This is a genomic window from Wolbachia endosymbiont (group A) of Clivina fossor (assembly GCF_964026865.1).
Lineage (GTDB): Bacteria > Pseudomonadota > Alphaproteobacteria > Rickettsiales > Anaplasmataceae > Wolbachia.
Window position 1 is genome coordinate 67140 of record NZ_OZ034707.1, and the last position, 22992, is coordinate 90131.

The following is a 22992-nucleotide window of genomic DNA, read 5'->3' on the forward strand; positions in this document are numbered from 1 at the left end:
ATGAAAAAGTGGTTCACTAATAATGAGAATTGGTATTAGCTATAGAAAACTTGTATAGATTTTTTCTACTTCTGTGATATCATAAGCCTGTAATGATAAAATAAGCAAATATGGATAAGTCAGCGTATGAGATCATAGAACATGAGTATGATGTGGTAGTAGTGGGTGCAGGTGGAGCAGGGCTCAGAGCAACGCTTGGGATGGCTGCAACTAATTTTTCAGTTGCCTGCATTTCTAAAATTTTCCCTACACGAAGTCATACAGTTGCAGCACAAGGCGGAATTAGTGCAGCTTTAGGTAATATTGGTGAAGACGATTGGCGCTGGCATGCATATGACACAATAAAAGGTTCAGACTGGCTTGGTGATCAAGATGCAATAGAATATATGTGTAAAAACGCTGCTAAAGCTGTTATTGAACTTGAAAATTTTGGCGTACCTTTTTCTCGTACAGAAAATGGCAAAATATACCAGCGTTCCTTTGGTGGAATGACAACTCACTTTGGTAAAGGAAAATCAGCGCAGCGCACTTGTGCGGCAGCAGACAAAACTGGGCACGCAATCCTTCACACTCTATATCAGCAGTGTCTTAAATTCAACGCTGAATTTTTTGTTGAATACTTTGTGATTGATTTAATTATGGATAGCGAAACCGGAGCATGCTGTGGAGTTCTTGCTTGGTCGCTATGCGACGGTACATTACATAAATTTCGTGCGCATAAAGTGGTGCTAGCAACAGGTGGATATGGACGTGTTTATTTCTCTGCAACAAGTGCGCATACCTGCACAGGTGATGGTAATGGCATGGTGGTGAGAGCTGGGTTACCACTTGAAGATATGGAATTTGTACAATTTCATCCAACAGGAATATATGGCTCAGGGTGCTTGATGACAGAAGGGTGCCGTGGAGAAGGGGGGTACCTCGTTAATTCTCAGGGCGAAAAGTTTATGGAACGTTACGCACCAAAAGCAAAAGATTTAGCTTCCCGTGATGTGGTAAGTCGTGCAATAACAATTGAAATTAGAGAGGGAAGGGGAGTTGGACCGAAAAAAGATCACATGTATTTAACTATAGCGCATCTTGATCCGGAAGTAATAAAACTCAGATTGCCGGGCATCAGCGAAACCGCAAGAACTTTTGCTGGAGTTGATGTCACTAAAGATCCAATACCGGTCATTCCGACTGTTCACTATAACATGGGTGGCATTCCAACCAATTATCATGGAGAAGTGATCACGCTGAAGCAAGGTAAGGAAGAAGTGGTAGATGGACTATTTGCAATTGGAGAAGCTGCATGTGTCTCTGTGCACGGTGCAAATCGACTTGGTTCTAACTCACTTCTTGATCTTGTGGTTTTTGGTAGAGCTGCAGCGCTCAGAGCAAAAGAGAAACTAAAATCCGGTACACCACATAAAAAATTGAGCTCAGATTGTACAGATTGGATAATAGATAGGTTTAATAAAATGCGATTTGCTTCTGGGAAGCTCAAAGTAGCAAAAATACGCAGCGAAATGCAGAACACTATGCAAAAGTACGCATCAGTGTTCCGTGTTGCTGAAGTTTTAGAAGAAGGTAAAAAAGCTATAAAAAAGGTAGCAAAAATGATGCCTGATGTTTCACTTGAGGATCGCAGTATGATATGGAACAGTGATTTAGTTGAAGCACTGGAGCTTGCTAACATGATCCCACAAGCGGTTATTACCATGGAATGCGCAGCCAATCGAGAGGAGAGTAGAGGTGCTCATGCTCGTGAAGATTTTCCTGAGCGTGATGATAAAAACTGGATGAAACACACCATAGCGTGGCTTGAAGAAAAGAAAGGTCAAATTAACGTAAAAATTGACTACAAAAAAGTTGCTGAAAAAACTCTGAGCGATGAAATTGACTTCATCGCTCCGGAAAAGAGGGTATACTAGTTATATTGTTAACCCATCTGCGGGAGATTTTGTTGATGTATCTTTCATTTCACTTTTTGGATTTCTTGCACGCTTTGTCTGTCGGTCATTGTCAGTAGAGTTCTTTGTTTTATTAGTTAGTTTTTCAAAACATTTCTTAACACCACTAAACCCTAAAGTGAGAGCAAGACATGTAGCTATAGCAATAGCTGCGAGGAATAAAGCGGCAAGGGCCCCAATGTAACCCTGAGAGACACCATATGCTACAGCTGAAATGAAAATAACCGTTGTTATGGATATTAATGTTTGACGGGTTCTCTTTGCTGGATCTATGTACTTTCCAGCAGCAGATACTGCTTTTCCTGTAGTAGATGCTGTTTTTTCTATAAAAGAACCTGCTTTTTCAATGCCAGACTGACATTTTTTTGAAGCAGTTTTAGTGCTATCTTCTGAATATTCCAAATAAAAAACAGAGTTATCCATTCTTACATCATTCAGCCTACCATTGGTTGCTCTTTTCACGACTTTAATAAATTTATGAGCATTATTAATATAATCTGCATAAGCTTTTTTCATATTAGCTCTATGGTCTTTAGATTCTAATTCCAGTTCGTCAATTACATCCATACTATTTCTATTATATAATATTGCCCCTCTTGATACCAACTTACATATTATATCACTGGCAACTTTAGGATTCCTTTTTAACTTATTTAACTCACCAATCCTTTTTATCACATAATCTGTTGAACTATACCAATTACATGCAATAGGGTCTTTTGGAGAAAAGTCTTTGTTAAAATTTAGCTGCACTCCAGATCTGATGACCTCATCTACAACTTTTTCTAGTTTGTCCATATCTTCAGCTTTAGATATTCTGTATAAAAAATCATCTAATCTTTTCTGTTGATTTAGCGTTAAACTACGCCATAAAACAAAGGGCCGTTCTTCCTTTACTACACGATAAAGTACATCGCATGATGCCCCTACCTCCAAAAATAAGTTTCTTACTTCTGCACCAACAGCTCCATTAAAGTAAGAAATACGTTCAGCAAATTCAAGAACTTCTGACTCACCTCTTTCACTTCGAATATTTAATACCACTTTTAGATCTGGATTATTCTTGTGTTCATCTAAAAACTCTTTTAAAATCTTAGTGAAGTGAATAAGATCTGAAACATTTGCACGAATGTTATAATATAATTTGTCTCTCAACTTCTTTTGTTTGTCAGTTAAAAGTAGCCCTGCCACATTATGGTGACCACTATCGATTGCAATCTGCTGTGGAGTTTTTCCTTGCTTATTACATATATTGAGATTAGCATTTTTCCAAAGTAGTGAGCTTACACCTTCACCATTACCAATAGCAGCAGCATAGTACAAAGGTGTTTCTCCTTCATTATCCTGTGCGTTAGGATCTGCTCCTGCTGCCAAGAGTAAACCTACAGCTCGATGCTCATGATCACGACCTATTTCATATATACGAGCTCCTGAAACCGCGTGCAATACCGTTGCCCCAGATTCCCCTCTTTCAAGGTCAAGAATAACTTTTAGATCTGGATTATTTTTATTATTTTCTAAAAATTCTTTGAGCATAACAACACCACCATTATCATAATCAAAGAGAGCACTTTCATCATACCAGTCTAGATGTTTTAAAATATCCAATAACTCTATGTTTAACTGCTTTTGATTTTCTGTGAGGCCATACTCTTGAGCAAGCCAAACACACACTCGTTTACGTAGTGAATCTCGACTATCCATTAAAGATGGTGGTGCTTTATTATCAAGTGTCGGTATGGTTGTTTGAGTATACCAAGAATCACCATGACTACATATTTCATCTATGTCGCTCTCTGAATGTCCTTGCTTTCTTAAGATTTCTAACCGATCATTACATGAAATTTGTGACAGATGTTCTTCTTTAATCAACTCATATTCACCATCATATGGTTCGTTTGTTTCTGACCACTCTTGCTCAGTACTTAACTTCTCTTCTAGCTTTTGTTCATTTTTTGAATCTGAATCACTATCATCAATTTTGCTTTGATCTGACAGTGTGTGCTCTACACATATGTCAATAACCCTATCAGTTTCATTTCTCTGACCAAGTTCATAACACTCTGGACGATTACTTGTTCCTTGAGCGAATAAACTAAAATCATCTGAATCTACCACTTTATTTTTAGGAGTTGTTTCCTGATTACAATCACCGCTATCATACTCAATTCCCGTTTGAGTTGATATATCCACTTTCTCTACTTGTTGATGACTTTCTTTTTGCTCTAACTTTTTATTTGTGTCGCTCATCTCATCTGTAAGAGACATTCCACTACTAGGGTAAAGATTTTTTGCTTCTAAAGCTCCTCTCTCCAATTCATTTAATTCTCCAACTAATTCTTGATTCTTTTTATCCAATTGACTTATTGTATCAGTCAATTTCTTCTCTCTTTCTAATAACCCTACTAACTGCTTTTCATGATCATCTTTTAAATCTTCCACTATTTCCTTCATATCATTCCTCAGCTCTGTGGTTTTCGCTCTTAACCTACTTATCTCAGTTTCATGTTGATCCAATCTTTTCTGTAGTTCTTCATTTGCTCTATTTGTTGACTGAATTTCACTCATTCTATCTTTCAATAAATTATGTAAGCTCTTTGCTTCATCATCCTTACTCTGTAGATTTTCCTTTAATGCGCTTACCACTTGTTCTAAACGTTTATTTTCTTCACATCCTTCAGCTAGTTTGTTTTTCAATCTACATTCAAGCTCTTTAACTTTTTTTTCTGATTTTTCTAGCTTTAATCTACATTCATCCCCTTCTTCCCCTTCTTCTGTTATCTTTTTATTATTGCTTTTTAATGCTAAGTTTTGTCCCTTGAAATATGTGTTTTCTTGCTCTAATTCCCTTATTCTATCTCCTAACTCACCTCCCTGTTGTTTATGCTTCTCTTCATCGCCAAATGCATTACTTTCAAACACTTCATCCTCATTACTAGATGATATAGACGTATCTTGTATTTGCTGATCATTCATGCTTTGGTTCATTTCCAACACTTCATTTTCACTTATATGTGAATAAGGTGTAGAAGTATTTCCAGGAGAAAAATACCCACTGCTACTCAGTATAGGTGATTGCGATGACGATGATACAGACGTATCTTGTATGGACTCTGGTATTTGCTGATCACTCACGCTTTGGCCAGTACCAGTATTTGCCTCTGACCACTCTTGCCCACCGATAGATTCAGCAACAATCATACTTCCTCCTAACCTAGAGATAATCATGTATTATATACAGTATATAACATAAGTAAAGTTAATTTTAACATAATCTTTTTATTATTTTGTAATGTTTGAGTTTCTTTAGTAAGTTCAGATGTTTACGCAAACTTTCCTTCTGACATTGGCTTTTGAACTTGCTGCATGAATTTCCTTTACTCGACTTACTCTATAACTCGCTATGCAACAAAACCCCTCCTGCTATTTCTACTTATCTTGAGTATATGGGTTACAGCACATACTTTTGAACTTACCAAAAGCCAAATGGGTACAAATAAAACCCTAAAAAATATTTTAAGCAACTGCATGATCAGCGCCGTTTGTAATTTGATCAGCTCTAACATCATTAAGTACTGTATTTGCTTTATATAAACAGTAACACCCTACTGCAAGAAAAGCTAATGCAGCTACAGTAAGTGCAATACATATTCCTAAATAAGGTACTATTAAGCTTGCACTAACGGCAAATGTTCCAGATAATACAAAAGAAACAGAGGCGTAATTATATTGCCTTTTGCTATGAATGCTTGCTCTCAAGAATTTTTTGTTTTTACCATGTTGATTTTTTATGCCTTCAAGTTTTTCTATAGTATTTTTAAGTTGATCTTCTATGCTTTTGAGTCGATTTACTTCTTGATTTGCACTATCTAGCGCTTCCTTCTGCTTTGTAAGCTGGGTATTTAGTGTCCCTATAGTAGCGTTAAGTTGGTTTGTTTCACTAGTAGATTGAGTTACTTCAACATCTTTGTCAACCAAGCTCTTCTGTACGGTATCCAGCATTTTCTCTTTCTCTGTAAGTTGAGTTTCAAGTTCACTTTTTTTGCTATTAGGTTGACTTACTATACTAGTTAGATCATTAAGCTTTGTTCGTTGACTCTGTTCCGTTTGTGTTGCTTGCTTCGAATCCTTTTCAAGTTGAGCTTTTATTTCATCAAATTTCTCTCTAAGTTGACTGCTTTCTTCAGTAAGTTGAGTGACTTGACCATTTAAGTTGCTAATTTCTTCCACCTTCTTTGCAAGCTGAACTTTTGTTCCTTTAAGTTCTTCAGTAAGTCTAGTTAGTTCGCTAGTATTTTTACCAAAGTCTTGTGTTGCATTACTCAGCTCTTCATTCTTTATAGGTACTGTAGTTTCAAAATTACATTCATACTTAATTTCGATTTGAGTTGATTTGTCAAGAGTCCCTATTTGTTGCTGATCAGCCTCTTTTATTTCATCAAAAAGTTTTTTTTCTGTAAAATTAGGTTGTGAAGCTTTCAACCTTAATTTTTCTTCTAGTTGTTTTACCATTTCTTTTGAAATACTATTACTTAATGTTAATCGTTTATTATCTTCATTTGCTATTTTTAGCTTTTCTTCCAGCTCTACCCTATAGCCGTCACTTAACTCGGCTCTTTCTTGTAATGTATCTATGTCCTCTGTTTGTATACCCAGATCTTTTGTCTCTTCTGATCTTGAAATGTGTTTGTATTCGTTATTGAGCTCATTTCTTTCTTGTTTCAATAGCCTATTCTCTTTAACCACTTTACTTAGATCTGCCTCCATCTTTTTCACTAAAGGTTCATATATCTCAAGTATTTCTTCTAGTTCTTTTTTTTCTGTGTTTGCTGTAACTAGCTGTGCCTTTAGTTTATCATTTCTGGTTAAAAGCTCTCTGTTCTTTTCTTCTAATTGATCTTTGTGTTCTGACAACACTTGATTTTCTCTACTTAAAGAAACATTTACCTTTTTTTTTGACTCTAATTCTCGTTTAATTTTGTCAATATCTTGATATAGGCCTTCAAGCTTATTGTTATGGCAAGTTTGGCTATCATCATTCTTAATTAGTTCTTCTGCCTTACATATAAGATCTTTAATACCTGTTTCCAATGTGCTTAAGTGTGTCACCAATAATGAGTTGTTTTCCACTTTCCTTAGCTCGTTCAATATAGTTACTATTGTTTCTATCGGACGAGCCAGTCTACTTATGCCAGCTACACCAACTCTATCACTCAGTTCAGCCTTATCAATCGAATCGCACGAGTTACTTGTGAAACTTGGGATGTGCAGACTACCCTGGTGAATCGGGGTACTCGAGAAAATCTGGTCGAACGGGTCAAATACGCCTATGTTACTTAGGCTGGTTGATTTACTTGGGGTACTCAGAGAAACAGATTCATCCAAACCAGATATGCTCTTGTCATCCATGAAAATCAGACCATCCTGCTCAGGTAGCTCATTATGATTGGAACCCTCAACGGAGCGTTATACAATTCTGAGGATAGCATATCATGCCTTAATTTTTCTATAACTCTATCATAATTTAAATAGAAAGAAAAAGGTTTTTTTGAATAAAATATTTTTGAGAGAGATATCTAATTTTAGTGTTGCAGAAAATTTGTTTATTTACTCCTTTCAAAACCACAAAAAAGTACGTACCTTTGTGAGAATAAGTTAAACAAAAATAGGGTTGTGAAAATAAAAACGCAAAATTGTTGCAACAAAGCCAAACAAATTAATTCATATCTAAATATGGCGAAAGTAAGCTAATATAGCTGATTTTGCAATGTAGTGAGATTATTATATAGAAAAGTTCGAACGGTACACGTGGTAGACCACGCGATTCCAAGAAAAACTCTTCTCACGGTTATTATTTTTAATTAAACAAAAGCGACCATATTATTAATTTAATGACAGAAAGTATTGAAATATATACCTATTGAAATAATGTTATTAGTCATAAAAAGATAACTTTGCTTTGTTGATTTTTTCGACTATCATGTGAATAGTTTAGTATAGTGAGTCGATATGTTAGCAGGGAATAAAGAGTCCGGTAAATCACCTAGTAGTGAGAGCACTCTAAAAAAGTCAGATTTCGTTACTAGAGAACCTATTTCCATTTTTAGTCAGATAAAAAATGCAAAGGATGAAGAAAAAAAAGAGCTTAATCAACTTTTAGAAATACTAAGAAAGAAATTGCCTGAGGGCTTTAAAATAGGAGCTGCTGTAGGTGAAGGGGATTGTTTCTTTGATTCCGTAGCTCAAGGGTTGAACGAGCTAAAAGATAAAGGTCTGATTACAGGTAGTAAAGGATTTAGTGTAAAGTCTTTGCGGGAAAGTTGTAAGCAATATGCACAACAAGTTGATCAATCAGAAGGCTCATGGTTGGATAATGCTTTAAAAGTAGAAATTGAAGAACTTTGTGAATATATTCCGCGTATTGAATTTACTGCAGAAGACATTAAAAATGCAAGTTCTGGTTCAGAAATAAAAATTCTAAAGTTGGAAAACGCTATATGGGGAAGACCTGAAGTTGAAGGAAAAATGATATGTGAAAAGTATGGCGTAAAAATTAGGACTATAGAATTGAGAGATGAAGAGATAGATGGATTATATGTTACTAAAGGTAAGGTAGGTACAGGTAATAATATTATTTATATAGTGAATTACAGGAACCATTTTGTACCACTTCTTAGCAATATTGAAAAAGATATAAAGAGAAGCATAAAAGTTTCTAGAGAGGAAGCTTACGGTAATGTGATAGGTTTAAATTCAAACAATATTTCTTAATCTTACATTTCTATACCATTACGAGATATTGAAAACTCCTCACATAAACAAAGTGGTCATTCAAGTGGTTCAGGTAAGGAAAATCATGAAACGGATGTAAACCCTAGAAAACGTGGACGTTCTGTTACAGACAAAGATGGTACAGTATCAAAGAGGCTGCGCATGGATGTAAATGTTACTAGTAATGAAGATTCAGAGTTTCCTAGTGATTTACAGGATAAACCTGGACAGGATGAATTGGATAATACTTGTCAAACTAAGCAATACATTCCTCATCATTTGATTAGATTATGTATCGATTAGACTTGTCGGTGCTTTGCTCACTTAGAAAGTCTACATATGAACATAAATATCCTTTGTTGTCATTAGCGTTTGAAGATTCTGAAATTGATAAATTTAATGATATTGTCCTTCGTTATGAAAAGAAGTCTATTCATATACAAATTGAAAATGTAGATAAATATTATACAGATAATGATGTTAATTATGCTAAGCTATTTACTAAAGGAAAACAAAGTTTTTCTATTAATAATTACTTTGATAGTTTTGTTAAACATCTAATACCAAATCTCATAAATAAGTAGGCAAATAACTCACAGAACAAATGGTTTTGATCGAACTTTCCGTAATATTACGAATGAATGCACATACAGTATCCTCCAATAAACTAACAGAGTCATATATTCTATTTTTAATGAGATTGTCTTTCAAATATTGCCATAAACGCTCTACTGGATTTAACTCTGGTGAATATGGAGGTAAATAGATTAAGGTAATATTTTGTGGTATTTTTAAACCTTTGGATCTATGCCATCCTGCACAATCCACAACAAGAAATGCCTCCCTTGTTCCTAAATATTGTGACATCTGCTCAAGGAATATATTCATACAATCAGTATTGACGTTTGGTACGAATAAGCTAGAACTCTCTCCATTTCTAGGATTAACTGCACTATAGAGATAAAAGTTTTGCCTACCTAATTTTACCTTAACCTGTGTCCTAATGCCTTTTTTAAACCACCCGTGTCCAATCTTTGAATGTGTGCCAAACCGCGACTCATCGAAGAAAAATAGCTCTTTTTCGGGATACGTGACAATAGTTTCATTAAGATTTTTTTTTAAACTCTTCTTGTTTATTTTTATCCTGTTTATTGTGCACAGGCCTTGGAGTAATATACGAAAAACCTAACTTTTGCATCAGTCTATGTGCTGTAGACTTACTTACCTCAATAGAAAACATTTTCTCAATTATGATTTTTAATTTCTTAGCCGTTAGGTTGGCTCCTTCTTCTGCTATGACATTTTTAATTTCTTCTTGCTGCTTGTAGCTCAACTTCGGCTTTACTCCACGTCCTGGTTGTATTTTAAACGCATTGACTCCTCCTTCCTTAAATCTTGTAATCCACTTCATCAATGTAGTTCTAGTAATTCGGTATATTTGAGCAACTTTTGTTATTCCATATTCTTTTGCAGATATTATTGCCTGTAATCTTCTTCCTATCTCTCCTCTTATGCCGTGCTTCTTTAATTCCAGGTTACACTTATTATATAATTCTTCTCCTATTGCTTTACTTTTTCCTGCCATAACTCCCCACTAATTCTTAAATTATTCTATTTTAGAAATTTTTCTTTATTCGTCTATTTATTTTTAGGAATTGGTATTAGATGAACAGAATATTAGTGAAGGAGACAAAATAACCAATGTAGGCCTTGAGTCAAGTAGCTCATCTGGTAGAACGGAGCAAGGACAAAATTTAGATAGTCTACAACAGAGTGATCCTAAAGCTAAGAGAAAAACTCGGAAGGGTACCACCAATCGGAGTAAGAACAGACAAGATGATAAAATTTTAGACACAGCAGCAGGTAGCTCAAGAGATTTATCCCCGAGACGAGGAACAAGGGAAAAACAAATACAGTCAGTGTACCATAATAAGAAAGAACAGTTGCGCTTATCAAAATTTGTATCATTCATTGAACCAGTAGAACAAGGGCTTTATTTACCTTCATTTGAAGAGCGTGGAGTTAAGACTGATGGTAAATGTGTAACAATTACACGTGGCTTATCTCAAGCTTTATTTTTACAGAGTGACAAATCGTTTTTAAGTAATTTAGAAACTTCAGTTGAAATTTATGAGCGCATAGCTCAAGGTAAGCAGATATCTGAAGGGGAGGAAAGAGAAGTTTTTGCTTTAAGTAAATTACTTGATAATTTCGAACGACAACTAGATTCTGTTACGAATAGTTTACCTTCAAGCTCAATTCATACTAAGGGCTACAAAACATTTGGTGATTTATCAAATTACATAGCTGGAGTTAAGGGTGATTTTGCTATTCATTTAGTAACAAGTAATCACGTAGTTGCCATTTATAGAACTGATGATAACTATGCTTATTTTGATAGTAATGCAGCGTTTATTTCTGAGTTAAAAAGTGTTGATCAGCTTATGAAGATTGTAGAAAAAGCAGTGAAGTTTGCTGGTTATAAAATAGAAGAAAAAGGTTTTCTTGTTGAACACTTTGATGTTGGTAAAGCTAATAACCTACTATCTAGTGAAGATAAACAAATTTTAGCAAAAGAAATTAAAACAGAGCGTCAACTTCTAGCAGAGCAAGATAAGGAGCTTGGTCTTATTAAGGTTAATGGTCAGGAATTATCTAGAGTACAGTTATATGACTTTGGAACAAAGATTAATGTGGAAGGTAGTGTACCGTTGCTTATCAATGCTGATATGAATTTAAGTAGCGAAAAACTTCAAGACCATCTAAATAAAAAAGAAGTAATTATGACAGCTAGAGAATATCTTGATAGCTTGAAAAATAGTAAGAACATAGAAGAAGTAGTACAAGCAACCAAAGTAATTCCTTTTATAGGTTCAAAACGTGAAATTGAAGAGGCAGAGCAAACACGTAAGCCGAAACGATCTTTATTAGAACAGCTAGTTAAAGGAGCAGTTAATTTTATGGCTAGTAATCTTACTACTGCTTTTTTTACTAATGTTAGTCGATTAGAAAGCCAACTGCCAGTAAAAACAGACAATGAACCTCAAGCTTATTTAAATGATCCAACTGTGGAAAAGCAACTACAAAGATCATATCAGACAATTTCTTCCTGAAGTTGTTTAATGTCATTCACAGAAAGGCCGGTGATTTCAGCGATAACATCAATAGGTACACCTGCTTTAAGTGAATTTTTAGCCACAGCTATTTTAGCCTGTTTTTTGCCCTCTTCCCTACCTTCCTGCTTACCTTCTTCTCTGCCTTTTTCATGACCGATTAGGATGCCTTCTTGTCTACCTTCTAGTCTACCTTTAGCAGAAGCATCATCAAGGCGTTGTTCCCAAATAGCAGCTTCTTTCTGTACATTCAAGACTCTTTCTTCGTATGCCGCTAGGTCCTTTTCACTCCAACTAAATTTGTCTAATGCATCATATGCTAACTTGATTATTGGGGCTTTCTCTGCAATATCTTTTAGGTCTTTATCTGTAGTATTTTCTGCATACCGGAAAAAGAAAATCCACCTTTCTACTGTGCTCTCTAGTTGCTCTACTTTGTTTTTTGTAAATTTCGGCAACTCAATAAAGACGAATTGAAAATCCTTTAGATAATGGCCATTAGTTTTTATCTCTCGTATATTATGAGTGGAAAGATATTCAACCTCTGGAGGAAATAGCGTACTATTGGAAATAGCAATAAAGAATACTTTCTTAAAATCAATGTAACTGCCAGATTGTCTTGAGTAAGCTTTAGCAGCATAAAGTTGGGCACGTTTTTCAAAGCCTTTATCACGAGCGAGTTGCATTTCCACAATATACCTATTTCCGTATGAATCCTTACAAAGAACATCAACAATGCTTTGTTTATCAGAAGCAATTTCAGGATTCATGATAGTGCTAAGAAACTCAACATCTTGTATAGTGTTAACACCAGTAAAGCCTAAGATGTCATTTAAAAAGTGAATAAGGATATTCTTATTTTTCTCAGTGCCAAACACTCGTTTGAAGGACAGGTCAAATTTAGGATCTAGAAATTTAGAAAAAGCCATAAGACATTAACCTAAAAAGCATTAATAATTATACACAATTGTGAAGAAATGTTCAAGTTTTTTATTTTTAGTTTATTTTTTTAAGTTTTGAATGCGTTGATGAAAAAAATGTCTCCCATAGATGGCTTTAGAATGCTACTACGCACCTTAGACGTCCTTTTATATGAAATTTTCTGAGGGTAGCACAGTAGAGCCTGCAAAAGTACTAGAAGGTACAAGAAATTTAGGTCTAAACAAAGGCTGGGTAGAATTGGGAGGTCACATCATGAAAATAGGCGATAACGAGGTTGAAGTAAAAGTCGAAAAAGGAGGTGAAAGAAACTATACCGGTTTATCAGACGGTGGCGACCTTACGATGACACTTCATTCAGACCATGGTGAGGTAAAAATTAGATTGTGCCACGATACAGAAAATTACGATCGAGTACAAGTAATAGTAGAAGACAAAGAAACGTGGGGGAAATTACAAGAAGAAGGAGGAGCAATAAGGGAAAATTGCCTATTAGGAGGAAAGACAATCGAAGAGGCAATAAAAGAAGGAGGTTTCAAGAGAAGTGGCATGTGGAGTAAAGAGCAAGCCGCAGAAAAAATAAAGGCTGTTAGCAAAAATGACTCAAGTGAAACATTGTCATGGGTAAACAGGGTAAATGAGGATAGTAAAACAACTTCCGTTAAACGTTGAAGATTACTACGAGAAGGGAGAGGTTTTCTTCCTTCTCCACCTACAGCCAATACGAAATTTGGATCATATAAGATCGACTGCATTGAGGCCTAGCTTTTCCAAAGCGTTCAAAAGCTTTTAATTTCTTAAGCTATAGCAAAAAATCTGGTATATATGTTCCTTTCTGTAAACAAAAGTGGCCACTGGTTACAATAGTACAAAGCATATTAATCCTGTAAGATACAAAATAGCACAAAAAGTAAGAAGCTGGAGGTTAAAGCGAGGATATACCCTGAAAGCTTTAGCAGATAAAACAGGCATAAACTACTATACGCTGCTAAGATATGAACAAGGGGTACAAGGTATTCCAACTAAAGACATAAAAAGACTAGCGGACGCATTCTCAACTAAGGCTGGAGGTCTATTTCCTAGACGAAAAGTACTAAGAGAAAACTGTTGTTTTGATAAAGCCAAGGAACAAGCAATATACAATCTCACGGCACAAACAAGAAAGCGAGAATCACGCAAGGCAATTTATGCATTGACCCAATCTGTCCGAGCTCAGAAGGAAAGTAATGCAAAAGAGGCAAGGGTAAGAATAGCACAAAATCTACTTAAAGCAGGGTTTTCTGTTGACATTATCTACCAAGCGACTGGTTTATTAGCTGACGAATATGACAACAAAGAGAAAAAAATACCTAAGCGTCAAAACAAAGGAGAAGAGATAAAAAATTGGAGGATAGTACGAGGATATGCTCAAGAATATTTAGCAGAAAAGCTCGGTGTATCACGTTCGAAAATACACAACTGTGAACAAGGGAACGTTATCATTTTAGGTGAAACGTTATGGGAAATAGCAGTAGAATTATCAAAGGATGTTGACGATCTTATAGCTAAACCAACGAAAGAAGATTATTATGAAGATAGTGAAGGAGAAAATGAGCGATTAAGTTTGGCGAGAGAGTGTCAAAAAATTGACGATCAAGAATCACTAGACGAACTGGGTATATGGGTAGAATTTTTATCCCAAAGAAGGCAAATTTACAAAGAAAAGATTAACAAAGCAGAGGGGATCAAAGTTGCAAATAACCTACTCAGGTCAGGCATTTCTATCGATGTTATCCCCCAAATAACTGGTGTATCTGCTGCAGAAATCAAGCAACTTGAAGCCTAAAAGTTGAAGTTAAAATAAGGCTGGATCTTGCATAGCAAAAATTTCATATAGAGCTTATGGATACGTGGAAAAAAATAATAGACTTTGATAAAATTTTATGATACAATATATGTGGTTGTTTTTATAAAAAAGTATGGTTTCAAAAAAAACTAACAATAACACAAAGTGTACTACAAGGTGTAAAATAGCACAAAAAGTAGAAAATTATATGCCAATGCGAGGGTATACTCAAAAGGGCCTAACAAATAAAATCGTAGGTGCCATTCTTAAAAAGTAGATACAAGAATTGATCGAGAAGGGTTTATTCTTCTCCCAAGATTAATTTATTAAATTTTTCCTCAGTTAAAATTTTAACACCCAGCTTTTTAGCCTTTTCGAGCTTTGACCCAGGTTTTTCGCCGACAACCAAGAAGTCCGTATTTTTGGACACACTAGAGCTAACTTTTATACCTAAAGATTCAGCTTTTGCTTGCGCTTCCTTTCTTTCCATTGTCAAGAGGGTCCCAGTGAAAACCACTATTTTTCCACTAAAAGGGGAATTACTAACATTAGCACTTACAGGCTCAATCTTTAGTTGAGAGGCAAGGTCGTTTACCATTTTGATGTTGTCTTCCTCGCAAAAGAAATCTCCTAAAGACTCTGCCTTCTTTTCGCCAACACCACTAGTTTCGACTAACTCAAAGAAAGCTTTGCCATCGCTTACCACGCTTACGGTTAGTGATATCGTGATATCATCGTTAGCAGAATCTTTGGCAACAGGATTTAAGGAAATCTCACTTGTTCTGGATATACTAGACGATAATTGAGTCATAGCAGATTGCCAATTTTCATAAGATTTATAATGTCGTGCAAGTAATTTTGCTACATGTGGTCCTACGAATCTAATTCCCAAAGAAGTTATAAACTTTTCAAGCGTTACAGTTCTTCTGCTGTTGATTGAGTTCAATAAATTAGATATTGATTTTTTATTCCATCCCTTTAGCTCACTTAAGTTGAAACTTTTGAGTTTTTCTTCGAGAGTGAAAATATCAGGGATTTGTTTTATCAGGCCAAGGTCGAAAAGGAGCCCTATTTGCTTATTGTCCAAACCTTTAATGTCAAGAACTTCCACAAAATGTTTTAACTTTCCTATTTATTGTGCTGGGCAAACGTTTTCACCTGAACATCTTATTGCCGCTTCTTCTGGAACTTTGTATACTGAACTGCCACACTCTGGACAAATCTTAGGAAATTTAAATTTAGGTGTGTTTTCAGGGCGAGAACTTTTATCAACTTCTACAATCTTTGGAATGACGTCGCCTGCCCGCTCTACTACCACGATGTCGCCTTCACGTATATCTTTACGCTTGATTTCATCTTGATTATACAGGTTTGCTCTAGTAACGACCACCCCACCTATGTTTATTGGCACCAATTCAGCGATTGGAGTGAGTACACCAGTTTTGCCCACTTGTACTGATATCTTCTTTATCTTGGTTTTTCCACACGCTGTAGGTAATTTATGTGCCATTGCCCAACGTGGTGCTTTGTTAGTATTTCCTAATCTATCATGTAATTTCAAATCATTAACCTTGTAGACTACGCCATCGATATCATAGCCTAAATTATGACGATTGCTATAGATTCGATCATAGAACTCCAACATTTCGCCTACATTGTTTGCTAAAAATTTATATTCATTAACACAAAAGCCAAGTTCTTTCAGTCTATTTAATACTTCAAATTGAGTCTTTTCTGTTCCGCCAATCAAAGAATAAGTAAAATATTTCAATGGCCTACTGGCAGTAACCTCTGGGTTCAATTGTCTTAATGAACCGGATGCCGTATTGCGTGGATTTGAAAATTGATTATCCTTATTTAATTTTAAAAAATCGTCATTTCTTATATAGACTTCGCCCCTAACTTCCAATCTGCCCTTTACATCAGGTAAAACTTTAGGCAATCCTGCTATAGTTGCAACATTTTTTGTTACATCTTCACCGTAATGGCCATCACCTTGAGTTAAACCCTTAATGAATATACCATCCTCATAAATTGCAGAAAACGACACACCATCGATCTTTGGTTCACATATGATTTCCAACTCATGTACATTCAGAAGTTTTTTAACCCTAGCAAGAAACTCTTCAACTTCATCTCGTCCATGAGCCTTGTCCAACGAGAGCATTGGTACAATATGTTCCACCTCTAAAAATCTTCTATCAGGCGCAGTACCAACGGTTTGAATATCTACCTTTTTTACCAGTTCATCGTACTCTGCATCGGTTATTTCTTGCGTATTTTCCCGATAGTACAACTCGTTGTGACGCTTTATTTCTTCTTGTAGTTTTAATGTATTTTCAGTCATAATTTTTACCTCAACCACTGTTTCAGTATACAGCGACAATTGTAAATTAATTATTGACTCATACATTCACTTTTTATATATTTTACGAATATATTTTTGCACTTTGCTAGTATATTTTATTAAATATATAACATTTAAATAAAGATAGAAAGTTATTTAACTATTAGAGATTTCTGAACTGGGTCTTCTCAATCTGAAGTCAACCGTAGTGAAATTTTAATAAAATGCAATAATACTGTGTACATTTAAATACCTGTGAAAAAAATGACTACTACCGAGAAGAAAATCGATCCTAATTCTTTATGCTACCATATAATTCAAAAGGTAAAAGATGTTAGGCTAGAGTTAGAATGCTCTCAAGCAAATTTCGCAGAAAAAATTGGTGTAGCAAAGTCACTAATAGAAAAGTATGAGCGAAGGGTACACAGTATTCCACCTGATACTCTCGAGAAGATAGCAAACAAATCATCGCGTGATATTGAATATTTCTTTCCCAAACCAATAAATTGTATTAATAGCGAAGACAAGAAGGCTTTTGATTTAGTGCAAAACCTAAAAAGAATTAAGGACCAAAAAGTTCGTGATGCGGTGTGCGCATTAACCAGATGTGTGTCAGAGGGGATTCAAATTAGAAAGGTTACAACAGAGATAAAACCTGTAAAATACCAAATGGCACAAAAGGCAAAAGATTGGCGGTTTGCAAGAGGATATACACGGGCAGAATCAGCAGATAAAAGCGGAATGCCCGATTGGCAAATAGTCTATTATGAGCAAGGGGAGGCATCGTTCAAAATTGCACCTAAAATAGCAAAAGGATTGTCATTACATTCTGGAGCTCTACTGCCTACATCTAAAGCAGAAAGTTATTGTGAAGATGAGGATGGTGAAGGCAAGATATTAAATATAATGAAGGAATACCACAAAGTAGAAGATCAAATGTTAAAAGATTTACTATATTCTCTTTTGTCTAGGGTAGTACAGATTAGTGAAGAGAAGAATGAAATTTAAAATCTTTGTAAATTAAAGTTTCACATCATGCTTAAAATTTGAGGGAGGTAGTGATACCAAATCTCATAAATAAGTAGGCAAATAACTCACAGAACAAATGGTTTTGATCGAACTTTCCGTAATATTACGAATGAATGCACATACAGTATCCTCCAATAAACTAACAGAGTCATATATTCTATTTTTAATGAGATTGTCTTTCAAATATTGCCATAAACGCTCTACTGGATTTAACTCTGGTGAATATGGAGGTAAATAGATTAAGGTAATATTTTGTGGTATTTTTAAACCTTTGGATCTATGCCATCCTGCACAATCCACAACAAGAAATGCCTCCCTTGTTCCTAAATATTGTGACATCTGCTCAAGGAATATATTCATACAATCAGTATTGACGTTTGGTACGAATAAGCTAGAACTCTCTCCATTTCTAGGATTAACTGCACTATAGAGATAAAAGTTTTGCCTACCTAATTTTACCTTAACCTGTGTCCTAATGCCTTTTTTAAACCACCCGTGTCCAATCTTTGAATGTGTGCCAAACCGCAACTCATCGAAGAAAAATAGCTCTTTTTCGGGATACGTGACAATAGTTTCATTAAGATTTTTTTTTAAACTCTTCTTGTTTATTTTTATCCTGTTTATTGTGCACAGGCCTTGGAGTAATATACGAAAAACCTAACTTTTGCATCAGTCTATGTGCTGTAGACTTACTTACCTCAATAGAAAACATTTTCTCAATTATGATTTTTAATTTCTTAGCCGTTAGGTTGGCTCCTTCTTCTGCTATGACATTTTTAATTTCTTCTTGCTGCTTGTAGCTCAACTTCGGCTTTACTCCACGTCCTGGTTGTATTTTAAACGCATTGACTCCTCCTTCCTTAAATCTTGTAATCCACTTCATCAATGTAGTTCTAGTAATTCGGTATATTTGAGCAACTTTTGTTATTCCATATTCTTTTGCAGATATTATTGCCTGTAATCTTCTTCCTATCTCTCCTCTTATGCCGTGCTTCTTTAATTCCAGGTTACACTTATTATATAATTCTTCTCCTATTGCTTTACTTTTTCCTGCCATAACTCCCCACTAATTCTTAAATTATTCTATTTTAGAAATTTTTCTTTATTCGTCTATTTATTTTTAGGAATTGGTATGAGATGCAAGACATGTTAAGTGTAGTAAAAAAGAGTTGATCATTTAGACCGTGCTTTTCCCTTATATATACCTCGAGATGAAGACTGAGCCTTTACAAATAGCTCCCAGTATCCCTTCTCATCGCCTTCTTCCTTTATCAATCGTGCCAAACGCTGCATCAATTCATTATTGAGTATAGCCATCTTTGTCCATTTACCTATCGGTTTTGCAACACCAATTATTTTTAGATTTTCTTTATAAACTTGGATGTCATCAAGATTATGTTCAATTTTCTCTTCACTCTCTTTTAGTGACACCTTTCTGATAAGACTTTTATACGCTCGTTTCCTAAAAAAAGAAAATATTTTAATAGCAATAATTAGTATTATGCTACATATAGAAATCTGCTCGTAGGACATTTCCACTACCCCAAAGTTATTCCATGAAGCAGAAACGATTCTATAATTTTTTCGTTTCGATTTGCTACAGCAGCCTCCAGTGCTGTGTAACCTTTATTAGAATTATGAAAACATTCCAGATAAACGTTTGCCTTCCTATCTAATAATAACTCGACAATTTCTTTATTGCCTTTCATAACAGCAAGGTGCAGAGGAGTACAACCACTTTTCCCAATTGTGTTAACATCTACCCCGCTTCGCAATAAAATCTCCACATACTCTTTTTTATTTAATGAAACTGCAAGGTGCAAAGGAGTACTTTCTTCTGCATTTTTAGTTTCGAGAAAGGCGCCTCCCTTTATCAGCAATCCCAACATTACTCCATCAGCACATTTTACAGCTATATGAAGAGGTGACTCACCTAGACCATTTAGGCGATTAATATCGGCACCATATCGTAATAGCCTTTGCATAGCATACAATTGCTTATACTTTATTGAAAAATGTAAAGGAGTATTACCGTAAATATTATAGGCGTTAATATTTTCAGTCCTTGCTGCAACAGTTTGTACTATTTCGATAAAGCCAAATATGGAAGCAACGTGTAGTACTGTATTGCCTTCTCTATCTGCAGCATCAACGTTAGCACCATGTTTGACAAGGAATCGAATGATATTATAAAAGTTCTTTTCTGCAGCAAAATGTAAAAAACGAACACCCAATCTACTATTTATGATCCATTTGAAGACTGCACTAACTAATAAAGAAAAGAGGCTAGGATTTCTAAACTTATAGATTTTCTTTGATGCTTCATCTAAAATCTTTTCAACCCTCATAATGCCCTCACAAAAAATGAGTTTGTATTAAAGTATGCAGCGACAAATATTTTTAAATTGTTAACTATGCACTCACTTTTTGTTATTTTTACAAATAAAATTTGTATTTTACTAGTGCATTTTATTAAAAAGATAATATTTAAATAAAAATAGAAAGGTACTTAAGTAAATCTATTAATATAGATATCTATTATTGGGAAATTTGCTCTGAATTTTCTTTACTTACTGGTTTTTTTGACCGCGATACTGAAACTTGCTATAGTCCTTACTCAAGATTAAAATCTCATTCGATTTTTTAGAGTTACCCATTCCATACGTCCACTTGGGTGTAATGATACGATGCCCTGTATACATGTCCCGTATTTCCTCGCAGTCATTATACGATAAAACCCATCCATCGCGAGTCGACAAAAGTTTCTTCATGGTCAACCTCTTCTTCCGTATAGTTTTTGATCAATTAAATAAGGAGGATCACAATATATTTGCATGTTTAGGAATACTTTTTTTAAAGTCAGCTAAATCCACAGTAAGATTTTTAATTGAAAATTTTGCCAATCTTTCTATTGAACTTAGTGTAAAGCGTCTGGAGACATACCGCCCGACAATGTTGTACCGCTGAAAGATTTAATGCAAAAAATGCTGCAAATTCTATCTTGCAAGGTGTTTTTTGCAAGAGATAAAACATGGTAGATGTCATATTTTCTAACTACCTCCGCAAGGATCTTCTAAAAGCACCTGCCAAAATTTTACTAATGGTTCAAAGGCGTCATAGCCATAAACCTCTGCTAGCTAACGCTAACTCCTCCACCTATAAAAGGGGAGCAAAGCGTAGATAACTCTTTTGGAATATATTTATTAATAATTTGAGAAACGGCGCCCTCCAGGGTAACGAAGAGGAGACTTTACAAGCAAAATTTATTTCCTTTTCTTGGGTGGTTTGTCTGCTGCAACAAATGCAGTAATAAATAGCTAAGTCTATTCTCTAGAAACTTGCTTAGATTCTTCTTTTATTAATTCGACTGATACATCTTGAATTTCTTCTTCCGGCTTGCTTGGTTCAGCTAGTAGAGTTGACTCTTCTTTAGATTCTGCTGCTAATTTGCGTTGTTTGATAAATTTCTTTAGCGTTTTAACTGCGATAAAGTTTATACTGAAAACACATGCAGAAGTTATGGCTAATGCTGAAAGAGGAGCTAAATTGAACATCGGCAAAATTGCCACAATCGTGCCAGATGTCAGTAAAAATGCTAGCTTCTTGCTCCCGATTATCTTATTTTTCTTAACCTTTATGGGGTTTAATTTTTTTACTTTTGCTTTTAGCTTTTTGAAGCCTTTTTTGAATATGCTACCCTTTTTTAGCTCTTTCTCTACGGGTTTTGCTTTCTTCGTTTTGAAGCTTTTTATTTTTTCTTTTATTCCTTTTTTATCTTTTTTTACTTTAGAGGTCTTCTCCATCAACTTTAGAGGTTGCTCATGTAGCGGTTTTGGCTTATCGTTTAAAATTTTAGCTTCTTGCCCCTTAGTCACAGTTTTATGTTTTTTGGGCGAAACTATGTTTTTTAAACCTTTCTTTGCTTTGTGGTATAATTTCTTTAGTTTGCTTGGCATTTTTATGTAAATTAAGATACGATATCGCAAAATTTATCGATTACTTTTTGATTACCTTCTATCATTGCATTTGCCTCCTGCTGCAGACATTTAATATTTTTAGGTGTTACATTATCCATCTCAGCCGACGCTATTGTCAGTTGTGATTGTATCCTGATGTATCTGTCGTCCATTACGTTACCTAGCTGGTAATTTACTACATCAAGGCTCGAAGCAAACATCACATTTAATAGAGGCTTTATCCAGGCTATCTTTCCTAATTTTCTGTACTTGATTCGATTAGATAGTCTACCAGTGCCAATTGACACCAGCACTATTTCTTCATTAGGGAAAAGTTTTTTGCTATTTGCATATGCACAAGCCGCTGGGTTATTGGCAAATACTCCTCCATCTACTAACACTCTTTCTGTTTGACTAACTTCTAAATACTTAGGTGCAAAGTATGTTGGTGCTGCTGTTGTGGCTCTGAGTGCATCTTTCAACTTGATAAAATTTCTATCTTCCCTCCAACTTTTAAAGAAAAATGGAAAATTATTGTGAATATCGTAACTTGTAATCAGTACCTTGCTTAAAGTGTTTTTGAGAATATTTTCACCAAAATATTTTTCCAATATCGATTCGATGTTTTTGTGTGGGTATTGTGCACAGTTAAACCAAGATAATATTGACTGCCTGAAGAATGAAGACTTGAAAATATATGCTCCATACTCCTGGTAAAGCTCAACTAAATCATTAGCTGAATATTGAGGATTTCCCCGTTCATCTTTCTTATACCAAACTTCGTTATTGGGAAGACAAATAGAATATACGATAAATTCACTTAAACCTCCAGTTATAGGCGGAAAGCACTCTTTTTCATTTGTCTCATTATTATTGAGAATTGGTATTACACAATCCAGCAACAACAATCCCACCGGTTGAAGTACCTGCCATTAGATCGAAAATCTGAGAAATAGGCTTCCTTGCTCTCTTTTCTATTTCTGCGAGAATAATGGCAGGAATTATCCCTCTTATGCCTCCTCCGTCAACGGACAAAATATATTTAGTCATTGTGAAA

General features: G+C 35.1%; 17 protein-coding genes and 1 pseudogene. 7 read left to right on the top strand and 11 right to left on the bottom strand.

What is annotated here, in order from left to right:
- Window positions 1-110: 110 nt before the first annotated feature.
- Complete coding sequence (sdhA, locus tag AAGD99_RS00375) at window positions 111-1916, top strand: succinate dehydrogenase flavoprotein subunit (RefSeq protein WP_341822265.1); 1806 nt, start codon at window positions 111-113, stop codon at window positions 1914-1916.
- Here the strand turns inward: sdhA and AAGD99_RS00380 are convergent, their stop codons facing one another.
- Entirely contained in the window at window positions 1917-5156 is a 3240-nt protein-coding gene (locus AAGD99_RS00380) for an ankyrin repeat domain-containing protein (RefSeq protein ID WP_341822266.1), read from the bottom strand.
- A 315-nt stretch (window positions 5157-5471) separates the two neighbouring features.
- On the bottom strand, window positions 5472-7364 hold the full coding sequence (locus tag AAGD99_RS00385; RefSeq protein WP_341822267.1) for a hypothetical protein: 1893 nt from the start codon (window positions 7362-7364) through the stop codon (window positions 5472-5474).
- A gap of 600 nt (window positions 7365-7964) precedes the next feature.
- On the opposite strand from AAGD99_RS00385, the gene AAGD99_RS00390 reads away from it, so the two are divergent.
- Window positions 7965-8726 carry a hypothetical protein gene (locus AAGD99_RS00390; protein WP_341822268.1) on the top strand — a complete coding sequence of 254 codons (762 nt, stop codon included), beginning with the start codon at window positions 7965-7967 and terminating at the stop codon, window positions 8724-8726.
- A gap of 290 nt (window positions 8727-9016) precedes the next feature.
- Entirely contained in the window at window positions 9017-9310 is a 294-nt protein-coding gene (locus AAGD99_RS00395; protein WP_341822269.1) for a hypothetical protein, read from the top strand.
- Here the strand turns inward: AAGD99_RS00395 and AAGD99_RS00400 are convergent.
- A protein-coding gene (locus tag AAGD99_RS00400; RefSeq protein WP_341822214.1) for an IS630 family transposase occupies window positions 9297-10311 on the bottom strand; the annotation gives its coding sequence in 2 pieces (ribosomal slippage) (window positions 9297-9845 and window positions 9847-10311; 1014 coding nt in all). The genes AAGD99_RS00395 and AAGD99_RS00400 overlap by 14 nt on opposite strands.
- Window positions 10312-10381: 70 nt before the next feature.
- Here AAGD99_RS00400 and AAGD99_RS00405 point away from each other — a divergent pair.
- Window positions 10382-11839: a hypothetical protein gene (locus tag AAGD99_RS00405; RefSeq protein ID WP_341822270.1), complete on the top strand. Its 1458-nt coding sequence runs from the start codon at window positions 10382-10384 to the stop codon at window positions 11837-11839.
- On the opposite strand, the gene AAGD99_RS00410 is transcribed toward AAGD99_RS00405, so the two are convergent.
- Window positions 11821-12768 carry an Rpn family recombination-promoting nuclease/putative transposase gene (locus AAGD99_RS00410; protein ID WP_341822271.1) on the bottom strand — a complete coding sequence of 316 codons (948 nt, stop codon included), beginning with the start codon at window positions 12766-12768 and terminating at the stop codon, window positions 11821-11823. The genes AAGD99_RS00405 and AAGD99_RS00410 overlap by 19 nt on opposite strands.
- A gap of 163 nt (window positions 12769-12931) precedes the next feature.
- On the opposite strand from AAGD99_RS00410, the gene AAGD99_RS00415 reads away from it, so the two are divergent.
- Both AAGD99_RS00415 and AAGD99_RS00420 read left to right on the top strand, forming a co-directional pair.
- Window positions 12932-13450, top strand: coding sequence for a hypothetical protein (locus tag AAGD99_RS00415; RefSeq protein ID WP_341822273.1), 519 nt, complete (start codon window positions 12932-12934; stop codon window positions 13448-13450).
- 175 nt (window positions 13451-13625) lie between these two features.
- A complete protein-coding gene (locus AAGD99_RS00420; protein WP_341822274.1) occupies window positions 13626-14603 on the top strand; it encodes a helix-turn-helix domain-containing protein in 978 nt (325 codons plus the stop codon).
- A gap of 301 nt (window positions 14604-14904) precedes the next feature.
- On the opposite strand, the pseudogene ligA reads toward AAGD99_RS00420, so the two are convergent.
- Window positions 14905-16968 (bottom strand): annotated as a pseudogene (ligA, locus tag AAGD99_RS00425) (NAD-dependent DNA ligase LigA).
- 246 nt (window positions 16969-17214) lie between these two features.
- On the opposite strand from ligA, the gene AAGD99_RS00430 reads away from it, so the two are divergent.
- A complete protein-coding gene (locus AAGD99_RS00430) occupies window positions 17215-17958 on the top strand; it encodes a helix-turn-helix transcriptional regulator (protein WP_341822276.1) in 744 nt (247 codons plus the stop codon).
- 63 nt (window positions 17959-18021) lie between these two features.
- Here AAGD99_RS00430 and AAGD99_RS00435 read toward each other — a convergent pair.
- From AAGD99_RS00435 to AAGD99_RS00460, 6 genes are all read right to left on the bottom strand, one after another.
- A protein-coding gene (locus AAGD99_RS00435; protein WP_341822277.1) for an IS630 family transposase occupies window positions 18022-19036 on the bottom strand; the annotation gives its coding sequence in 2 pieces (ribosomal slippage) (window positions 18022-18570 and window positions 18572-19036; 1014 coding nt in all).
- Between the two features lie 116 nt (window positions 19037-19152).
- On the bottom strand, window positions 19153-19512 hold the full coding sequence (locus AAGD99_RS00440; RefSeq protein WP_341822278.1) for a hypothetical protein: 360 nt from the start codon (window positions 19510-19512) through the stop codon (window positions 19153-19155).
- Between the two features lie 5 nt (window positions 19513-19517).
- The gene (locus tag AAGD99_RS00445; RefSeq protein WP_341822279.1) at window positions 19518-20327 is read right to left on the bottom strand and encodes an ankyrin repeat domain-containing protein; all 810 of its coding nucleotides are present in this window, start codon (window positions 20325-20327) and stop codon (window positions 19518-19520) included.
- A gap of 975 nt (window positions 20328-21302) precedes the next feature.
- Window positions 21303-21935 (bottom strand): hypothetical protein, encoded by a 633-nt coding sequence (locus AAGD99_RS00450; protein ID WP_341822280.1) that lies wholly within the window; start codon window positions 21933-21935, stop codon window positions 21303-21305.
- Between the two features lie 11 nt (window positions 21936-21946).
- Window positions 21947-22837 carry a patatin-like phospholipase family protein gene (locus AAGD99_RS00455; protein ID WP_341822281.1) on the bottom strand — a complete coding sequence of 297 codons (891 nt, stop codon included), beginning with the start codon at window positions 22835-22837 and terminating at the stop codon, window positions 21947-21949.
- A complete protein-coding gene (locus AAGD99_RS00460; protein WP_410529919.1) occupies window positions 22806-22985 on the bottom strand; it encodes a patatin-like phospholipase family protein in 180 nt (59 codons plus the stop codon). The genes AAGD99_RS00455 and AAGD99_RS00460 overlap by 32 nt, the downstream gene beginning before the upstream one ends.
- Window positions 22986-22992 lie beyond the last annotated feature (7 nt).

Bases quoted from the DNA above. Each gene is read 5' to 3' on its own strand.
- sdhA (WP_341822265.1), top strand. From the start codon at position 111: ATGGATAAGTCAGCGTATGAGATCATAGAACATGAGTATGATGTGGTA.
- AAGD99_RS00390 (WP_341822268.1), top strand. From the start codon at position 7,965: ATGTTAGCAGGGAATAAAGAGTCCGGTAAATCACCTAGTAGTGAGAGC.
- AAGD99_RS00445 (WP_341822279.1), bottom strand. From the start codon at position 20,327: ATGAGGGTTGAAAAGATTTTAGATGAAGCATCAAAGAAAATCTATAAG.
- AAGD99_RS00415 (WP_341822273.1), top strand. From the start codon at position 12,932: ATGAAATTTTCTGAGGGTAGCACAGTAGAGCCTGCAAAAGTACTAGAA.
- AAGD99_RS00385 (WP_341822267.1), bottom strand. From the start codon at position 7,364: ATGGATGACAAGAGCATATCTGGTTTGGATGAATCTGTTTCTCTGAGT.
- AAGD99_RS00380 (WP_341822266.1), bottom strand. From the start codon at position 5,156: ATGATTGTTGCTGAATCTATCGGTGGGCAAGAGTGGTCAGAGGCAAAT.
- AAGD99_RS00395 (WP_341822269.1), top strand. From the start codon at position 9,017: ATGTATCGATTAGACTTGTCGGTGCTTTGCTCACTTAGAAAGTCTACA.
- AAGD99_RS00460 (WP_410529919.1), bottom strand. From the start codon at position 22,985: ATGACTAAATATATTTTGTCCGTTGACGGAGGAGGCATAAGAGGGATA.
- AAGD99_RS00430 (WP_341822276.1), top strand. From the start codon at position 17,215: ATGACTACTACCGAGAAGAAAATCGATCCTAATTCTTTATGCTACCAT.
- AAGD99_RS00440 (WP_341822278.1), bottom strand. From the start codon at position 19,512: ATGTCCTACGAGCAGATTTCTATATGTAGCATAATACTAATTATTGCT.
- AAGD99_RS00410 (WP_341822271.1), bottom strand. From the start codon at position 12,768: ATGGCTTTTTCTAAATTTCTAGATCCTAAATTTGACCTGTCCTTCAAA.
- AAGD99_RS00450 (WP_341822280.1), bottom strand. From the start codon at position 21,935: ATGCCAAGCAAACTAAAGAAATTATACCACAAAGCAAAGAAAGGTTTA.